Annotated in this window: 6 protein-coding genes; 5 read left to right on the top strand and 1 reads right to left on the bottom strand. The window is 59.0% G+C overall.

All coding sequences use genetic code 11. The features are described 5' to 3' along the window. Positions 1-1,583, bottom strand: a 1,583-nt coding sequence (locus COA55_RS11100) for a GspE/PulE family protein (protein WP_063519789.1), incomplete at its 3' end; no start/stop codon positions are given. Between the two features lie 265 nt (positions 1,584-1,848). On the opposite strand from COA55_RS11100, the gene COA55_RS11095 reads away from it, so the two are divergent. From COA55_RS11095 to ilvD, 5 genes are all read left to right on the top strand, one after another. After that, positions 1,849-2,529, top strand: a complete 681-nt coding sequence (locus COA55_RS11095; protein ID WP_063519788.1) for a TIGR00153 family protein — start codon at positions 1,849-1,851, stop codon at positions 2,527-2,529. Positions 2,530-2,539: 10 nt separating this feature from the next. Beyond that, positions 2,540-3,808 carry an inorganic phosphate transporter gene (locus tag COA55_RS11090; protein WP_063519787.1) on the top strand — a complete coding sequence of 423 codons (1,269 nt, stop codon included), beginning with the start codon at positions 2,540-2,542 and terminating at the stop codon, positions 3,806-3,808. Between the two features lie 172 nt (positions 3,809-3,980). Then, positions 3,981-5,300, top strand: a complete 1,320-nt coding sequence (gene argA, locus COA55_RS11085; protein ID WP_290502198.1) for an amino-acid N-acetyltransferase — start codon at positions 3,981-3,983, stop codon at positions 5,298-5,300. Between the two features lie 362 nt (positions 5,301-5,662). After that, entirely contained in the window at positions 5,663-6,247 is a 585-nt protein-coding gene (locus COA55_RS11080) for a hypothetical protein (RefSeq protein WP_290502196.1), read from the top strand. Positions 6,248-6,385: 138 nt separating this feature from the next. Then, positions 6,386-8,233 (top strand): dihydroxy-acid dehydratase, encoded by a 1,848-nt coding sequence (gene ilvD, locus COA55_RS11075; protein ID WP_290502195.1) that lies wholly within the window; start codon positions 6,386-6,388, stop codon positions 8,231-8,233. Positions 8,234-8,371 lie beyond the last annotated feature (138 nt).

The raw sequence follows: 8,371 nt of genomic DNA, 5'->3' as shown, positions 1-8,371 counted from the left end.
CGGCACTCCAGGCAGCCCACCGGCTGATAGAGGGTCTCCGGCATCTTCATCTTGAAGGGCCGCACCAGCTCCTCCCAGGCCTGCGGATCGGTTTCGCTGGGGGTCTTGCAGTTCGGGCAAAGGGTACGCACCAACCGCTGCGCCATCACGCCCAGCACGGTGGCACTGATCATATACGGGGCCACACCCAAATCGATCAAGCGAGTCACCGACGACGGCGCATCGTTAGTGTGCAGGGTCGACAACACCAGGTGGCCAGTAAGTGCCGCCTGAATGGCCATATCGGCGGTTTTCAGGTCGCGAATTTCCCCGATCATGATGATATCCGGATCCTGACGCAGCATGGCCTTCACCCCCTGGGCAAAGTCCACATCGATATTGGCCTGAATCTGCATCTGGTTAAAACTGGGCTCCACCATTTCGATAGGGTCCTCAATGGTGCAGACGTTCACCTCGCTGGTGGCCAGCTGCTTGAGGGTGGAATACAGCGTGGTGGTTTTCCCCGACCCGGTGGGGCCGGTCACAAAGATGATGCCATGGGGGTGGCTGGTCATCTGATGCCAGGTGTCATGATCCTCTTTGGTAAAGCCCAGCTGCTCGAAACTGCGCACCAGCACGTCCGGATCGAACACCCGCATCACCATCTTTTCGCCAAACGCGGTGGGCAAGGTGGAAATACGCAGTTCGATCTCGGCCCCTTCCGGCGATTTGGTTTTCAGGCGGCCATCCTGGGGTTTGCGTTTTTCCGCCACATTCAAGCGGCTGAGAATCTTCAGGCGGCTGGTCACCGCCGCCATGATGGCAGCGGGCAACTCGTACACATCGTGCAGCACCCCATCAATGCGAAACCGCATCTTGCCGGTTTCCCGGCGCGGCTCCAGATGAATATCACTGGCCCGCTGGGAAAACGCATACTGCAGAATCCAGTCCACAATATTGACGATATGCTGATCGTCTGCATCGTGGTGGCCCTTGCCCACTTCCAGCAATTGCTCGAAGTTGGTGATGCCCGACATTTCCTGACCGGTATTCCCGGCCGCCCCGGCGATGGAGCGGCTCAGGTTATAGAACTCGATCCGGTAGCGGCGCATCTGCTCCGGATTGACCAACACCACTTCCAGCTCACGATCGCGCAGCACCTGCTGCAAATGCGCCTGCCAGTCGCGCACAAACGGCTGATCGCAGGCCACCACCACCTTGTCGCGATGCACTTCCACCGCCACGATGCCGTGGCGCTCGGCGAACGCATAGCTCATCACATTGGTGACCTGATCCACATGCACCTTGAGCGGGTCGATGTTGTACACCGGCAACCCACTCTTGGCCGACAGCCACTGGGTCAGAAAATCCACATCCAGTAACTGGTGGGTATCGGTCCGGTCCGTGAGGCGGTATTTGGCCAGCACCTGAATGGCGTGCCAGTTCAGCTCTTTCTTCTCGCGAGGCGTGGTAGAGATGACGTTAAAGTCTTCCTTGCTGACGCGCCCTTCATCCAACAACTCACGCATCAACCAGCGCACATCAACCAGCAGGCCGTCCAGCTTGGCCGGATCCGCGGGGGCGTTAACACTCACTTTCGTCACTCTCTCTACTCTCCCTGACTCTTCACCGCACGCAATCGGGGTCATCTCATTATTCTGGCGTAGACCAAGGCGGCCTATCAGCCTCTTTACTGTAACCCTAACACTGAACCCCTGACAGCCCCGTCCGCTTTCTCTATACTCGCGACCCAATTCATGACGGAACTGTGACATCGTTGTCACCGGCCCGCCGCCGCTACCCGCCAGCAGCGAATAGCGGCATCATGGGAAGCTGTTTCCAACCCTAAAACTTGGACCCGAGGCGCCTATGTCCTTTGGAAGCTCCATTGCCGGCCTGTTCGGCCGCTCGCCAATCAAACCCCTGCAACAACACTACGACACCGTTCACGACTGTGCCCGTACGCTGGCAGACTTCTTCGCCGCCGTGACCGATAACGACTGGGACAAGGCTCGCGCCGCCCGCAAGCGCATCGCCGAGCTGGAAAACCAGGCCGACGAGCTGAAAAAAGAGTTCCGGCTGAATCTGCCCAAAAGCCTGTTCCTGCCCATGCCCCGCACCGATCTGCTCGACCTGATCAGCGTGCAGGACAAGGTGGCCAACAAGGCCAAGGACATCTCCGGGCTGATGCTGGGCCGACAAATGTCCATCCCGTCAGTGCTGGCCGATGTGATGCAAGCCTATGTACAAGGCGCCATCGACACCTCGGCCCAGGCACAAAAGGCCATCAACGAGCTCGACGAACTGATCGAGACCGGCTTCAGTGGCCGGGAAATCCGCCTGGTGGAAGAACTGATCGAAGAACTGGATCGCCTGGAGCGAGCCAACGACGAGCAACAAATCACCATCCGCGCCACCCTCTTCAAGCTGGAAAGCGAGCTGTCGCCGGTGGACGTTATCTTCCTCTACAAGATCATCGAATGGGTGGGCGATCTCGCCGATCGCGCCCAGAAAGTAGGCGGCCGCCTGCAGATGCTGGTCGCACGCTAGGAGAGTTCTTATGGAGTGGATGCTCGAGCATACCTATCTGATGCTGCTGTTGGCCGGCGCCTTCGGCTTCCTGATGGCCTGGGGGGTCGGCGCCAACGATGTGGCCAACGCCATGGGCACCTCGGTAGGCGCCAAGGCCCTCACCGTCAAACAGGCGGTGATCATCGCCATTATCTTTGAGTTTGCCGGGGCCTACCTGGCCGGCGGAGAGGTGACCGCCACCATCCGCAAGGGCATCATTGATGCCGAAACCTTCTCCCACGCCCCCCAGTATCTGGTCTACGGCATGATGTCCGCGCTGCTGGCGGCAGGCATCTGGCTGATGGTCGCCTCCTGGTTCGGCTGGCCGGTGTCCACCACCCACTCCATCGTCGGCGCCATTGTCGGCTTTGCCGCCGTGGGCCTGGGCATGGATGCAGTGCACTGGGACAAGGTGGGCTCCATCGTCGCCAGCTGGGTGACGTCGCCCTTGCTCGCCGGGGTGATTTCCTTCGCCCTGATACGCAGTGTGCAGCGACTGGTACTCAACCACGACGACCCCTTCGAGCGCGCCAAGAAAGTGGTGCCCTACTACATGTTCATGGTCGGGTTCGTCATCTCCATGGTCACCATGGTGAAGGGTCTCAAGCACATTGGCCTGGAAATCTCTTTCTTCCAGAGCTTCCTCTGGGCCCTGGGTGGTGGCGCCATCGTCATGGCGGTGGGCTCCATGTTCCTCAAACGCATCAAGCCTGACCCGGAAGCCGACAAGGACTTTCGCTTCAGCTCCGTGGAGCGGGTATTCGCCGTATTGATGATCTTCACCGCCTGCGCCATGGCCTTTGCCCACGGCTCCAACGACGTGGCCAACGCCGTGGGCCCGCTGGCGGCCATCAACAGCGTGCTGGCTTCCGGCGGCGAAGTGGGCGCCAAGGCAGCAATGCCCAGCTGGATCCTGCTGGTAGGTGCCATGGGCATCGTCTTCGGCCTCGCCATCTTCGGCGCCCGGGTGATGGCCACCGTGGGCAAGAAGATCACCGAGCTGACCCCGTCCCGCGGCTTCGCCGCCGAACTGGGCGCTGCCACCACCGTGGTTCTGGCCTCCGGCACCGGCCTGCCCATCTCCACCACCCATACCCTGGTGGGCGCCATCCTCGGCGTCGGCATGGCCCGCGGCATCGGTTCCCTGAACCTGCGCGTGATCAGCACCATCTTCACCTCCTGGGTGGTCACCCTCCCGGCAGGTGCGCTGCTCTCCATCCTGTTCTTCTATTTCTTCAAGGGACTGTTTGGGGCTTAAGGAGACGCTGCACGCATCACGCAGCAAGCAACACACCAACGCCGCCCTCCGGGCGGCGTTTTTGTTTGGCGTCGAGCATCTGGCGTCTGGCCTCAGGCGTAATTCGCTGGCTATACTGGCCAGTCAACGACTTACCTCCCTCCCATAGCGGGAAAACAGCAGGGAAAACACCGTGTCCAGCAACACACCCGACAATCAGGTCCATTGGTTCCGTCACTCCTCGCCGTACATCAACGCGCACCGGGGCCGAACCTTTGTGGTGATGCTGGCCGGGGAACTGCTGGACGGGCCACGGCTGGCTCCCCTGATCCACGACCTGGCCCTGCTCAACAGCCTGGGCATAAAGCTGGTATTGGTCCATGGCGCCCGGCCGCAAATCAGTGCGCACCTGGCCAGGGCGGGCATCGAATCCACCTTCGAACAGCACATGCGCATCACCGATAGCGCCGCGCTGGACAGCGTCATGGCCGCCGTGGGTGGGCTGCGCCTGAAACTGGAAGGGCTGTTCTCCATGGGCCTGGCCAACTCGCCCATGCACAACGCGGGCATCCGGCTGGTCAGCGGCAATTTCGTGGTGGCCAAACCGGTGGGTGTACGTAACGGCTTCGACTACCAGCACACCGGCGAAGTGCGGCGCATCGACGTGGACGCCATCCGCCAGCAACACCAGAGCGGCAACGTGGTGCTGCTCTCCCCGGTCGGCTGCTCGCCCACCGGCGAGCTGTTCAATGTGAACGCCGAAGAAGTGGCCTCCACCGCCGCCATCGCCCTGGGCGCAGACAAACTGATCCTGCTCGGTGATGACCTGCGTCTGGCTGACACCCAGGGCGACCTCATCCGCGAACTGTCGCCCCAGGAGGCCGGCAAGTTGCTGGCGGAAGACAAACGCGAAGACAACGGCATCGACCGGCAACTCACCGCGGCCTGCCACGCCGCCAGCAATGGCGTGGCCCGCGCCCACCTGCTGGACGCCCACGTGGACGGCGCGCTGATCAAGGAACTGTTCACCCGCGACGGCTGCGGCACCCTGGTCACCCGGGAAACCTACGAAACCATCCGTGGCGCCCGCATCGAAGATGTGGGTGGCATTCTGGAGCTGATCGAACCGCTGGAAGAAGACGGTACCCTGGTGCGCCGGTCAAGAGAGCTACTGGAAAACGAAATCCAGCGCTTCGCCATCATCGAACGCGACGGCATGGTCATCGCCTGCGCCGCCCTCTACCCCTTCCCCGAGGACAAGACCGGCGAACTCGCCTGCGTCGCCGTTCACTCCGGCTACCGCAAAGGCGAACGGGGCGCCCAGGTACTCGCCTACCTGGAACGGCGGGCACGGGAACAGGGCCTGCACAGCTTGTTCGTGCTCACCACGCTGACGGCGCACTGGTTTCAACAACAGGGATTTGAAGCGGCGGGCGTCGATGCACTGCCCGGCGCCCGGCAGTCGCTGTATAACTGGCAACGGAATTCGAAGGTGTTTGTTAAAACCCTTTAACCCCCAAATCAAGCCTCCGAGAAAGACTTAGAAATTATGTCAAACACCAACCATGAAAGCAGCTTAGCCAACCTCTTCTTAAAACCAAAAGTTTCCAATATTTGGTATCATCAAAAAGAAGTAAATATAGATGGTTATACTTTTGAATCATGCAGATTTGATGACTGCACTTTGATCATTGAAACCTCAAAATTTGAGCTCGTAAATTGTTTTATAGGCCAAGGAACATCTTTCCGATTTGGCAGCGAAATCTCCAACCCCATACGAGTTTTCAACATATACAACGACAACGTTTATGAGAACAATTCTTTTTTTGCCCCAATAAAGAACCCAGACGGAACAATAACAATTAAGGCCACCTAATGTTTAACAAAATCTCCGGGGCAAAAGTCTCTACCGACATCAAAATATCTGCAAAAAGAAGCCAGTCAGCCCCATTGATATTGATTGTAATTTCCGGCATTAGCTTGATAGTAGCTTTTGTTTTCTTATGGTATCAGCCGACCAAGTCATGGATTGGCTTCATTTTCTGCATAATTTTTGGAGCGACCGGGAGCTTTCTTTGGTGGCACTCCCATAGAAATAGCGAATTCGACAGCGGCACCCCAACAACAATTACAGACGGAAAATCCGGTCTTAGTGTTACAGCAGACCCCAGATTGATTGATAATAAAAATGCAGCAGAAATGCTCGCAAGCCTAATAACTACTATTGCTTATAGAAAACCCCTGCCTGAACCTGACGGACTTGTTGATAGCAACGGAAACCCTGACCCCAGCCAGAAAAACAAAGCTGAAGATATTGTCCATCAAGCCAACCAACAAGCGGAACACGCGGCAAAACAGTTCCAACAAACCAAGACTACAAACCAAAGTGTATCGGCAGATAACATACCCACCAAAGATTCTTATATGTCCGCCAAAAATCTACCCCTCGGCGAGGACTGAGAAACCAATCCATCCTGAGACTCGCGCTAACGAACCCAAGTTACGCTTTTATAGCTTCCCAGCTAGTCTACAGCCCGGGGCCTCTCTGGGTTACAATGCCTGGCTTATGTCCCGCTATTGACCATTAACGAGGTTCCCATGCCGCAGTATCGCTCCCGTACCACCACCCATGGCCGTAACATGGCCGGCGCCCGTGCCCTGTGGCGCGCCACGGGCATGAAGGACGGGGACTTCGGTAAACCGATTATTGCTATCGCCAACTCCTTTACCCAGTTCGTGCCCGGGCACGTGCACCTGAAGGACATGGGCCAGCTAGTGGCCGGTGAAGTGGAGAAGGCCGGGGGCATCGCCAAAGAATTCAACACCATTGCGGTGGATGACGGCATCGCCATGGGCCACGACGGCATGCTCTATTCCCTGCCCAGCCGCGACATCATTGCCGATTCCGTGGAGTACATGGTCAACGCCCACTGCGCCGACGCCATTGTCTGTATTTCCAACTGCGACAAAATCACCCCCGGTATGCTGATGGCTGCCATGCGCCTGAACATCCCGGTGATATTTGTGTCTGGCGGCCCCATGGAAGCGGGCAAGACCAAACTGGCCGAGGGCAAGCTGGACCTAGTGGACGCCATGGTGATGGCCGCCGATGACAGCGTGGACGAAGAAACCCTGAATGAAGTGGAGCGCTCCGCCTGCCCCACCTGCGGCTCCTGTTCCGGCATGTTCACCGCCAACTCCATGAACTGCCTGACCGAAGCGCTGGGCCTGTCCCTGCCCGGTAACGGTTCACTGCTGGCCACCCATGCCGACCGTCGCGAGCTGTTCCTGGAAGCCGGTCGCCGCATCGTGGATATCACCCGGCGCTATTACGAGCAGGACGAAGAGGCCTTGCTGCCGCGCAATATCGCCACGGTTAAGGCGTTTGAAAACGCCATGAGCCTGGATATCGCCATGGGCGGGTCCACCAACACCGTGCTGCACTTGCTGGCAGCGGCGCTGGAAGGGGAAGTGGATTTCACCATGGAAGACATCGACCGCCTCAGCCGCAAAGTGCCGTGCCTGTCGAAAGTGGCCCCGGCCACCCAGAAATACCACATGGAAGACGTGCACCGTGCCGGTGGCGTGATGGGGATTCTCGGCGAACTGGACCGGGCCGGCCTGCTCAACCGGGACATCCCCATGGTGCATTCAGCGTCCGTGGCCGAAGCCCTGGAGCATTACGACATCATGCGTACCCAGGATGAAGGCGTGAAAAAGATGTTCACCGCCGGGCCGGCGGGCATCCCCACCCAGACGGCTTTCAGCCAGGAAACCCGTTGGGACAGCCTGGACAACGACCGGGAAAACGGCTGCATCCGCAACTACGCAAACGCCTACAGCAAGGACGGCGGCCTGGCCGTGCTCTATGGCAACATCGCCGAGCGCGGCTGCATCGTGAAAACCGCCGGGGTGGATGACTCTATCCTCAAGTTTACCGGCCGCGCCCGGGTGTTCGAATCCCAGGACTCTGCGGTACGCGCCATCCTCGGCGATCAGATCGTCGCCGGCGATGTGGTGGTGATTCGCTACGAAGGCCCCAAAGGCGGCCCGGGCATGCAGGAAATGCTCTACCCCACCAGCTACCTGAAATCCAAAGGGCTGGGCAAGGAATGCGCCCTGCTCACCGATGGTCGCTTCTCCGGTGGCACCTCCGGCCTGTCCATCGGCCACGCCTCTCCGGAAGCAGCGGAAGGCGGCGCCATTGCTTTGGTGAATGAAGGCGACACCATCGATATCGATATCCCCAACCGCACCATCCGCCTGGATATCAGCGATGAAGAACTGGCGCATCGCCGCACCCACATGGAAAACCGTGGCAAGCTGGCCTTCAAACCCAAGGAAATCCGTCCACGCCGGGTGTCCACCGCACTGAAAGCCTACGCCGCACTGACCACCAGCGCCGACCGCGGCGCAGTGCGTGACCTGAGCCAGATCGGCGAGTAATTCCCGGAAAGCCGTAGCAACAAAAAAGGCGACCCAGGAGGCACTGCTGTCCCACAGTTGAGGGACAAATGAAAAAGCCTGAACCGAACTGGTTACAATGATTCTGCGAGGAAAACATTGTGATCAGGGAGGTTCAGG

The organism is Alcanivorax sp., from assembly GCF_002733835.1.
GTDB lineage: Bacteria > Pseudomonadota > Gammaproteobacteria > Pseudomonadales > Alcanivoracaceae > Alcanivorax.
This window is presented reverse-complemented; position numbering and strand designations above follow the sequence as displayed.

Coding starts and splice junctions, on each gene's coding strand:
- COA55_RS11095 (WP_063519788.1), top strand. CDS start 1,849: ATGTCCTTTGGAAGCTCCATTGCCGGCCTGTTCGGCCGCTCGCCAATC.
- COA55_RS11090 (WP_063519787.1), top strand. CDS start 2,540: ATGGAGTGGATGCTCGAGCATACCTATCTGATGCTGCTGTTGGCCGGC.
- COA55_RS11080 (WP_290502196.1), top strand. CDS start 5,663: ATGTTTAACAAAATCTCCGGGGCAAAAGTCTCTACCGACATCAAAATA.
- ilvD (WP_290502195.1), top strand. CDS start 6,386: ATGCCGCAGTATCGCTCCCGTACCACCACCCATGGCCGTAACATGGCC.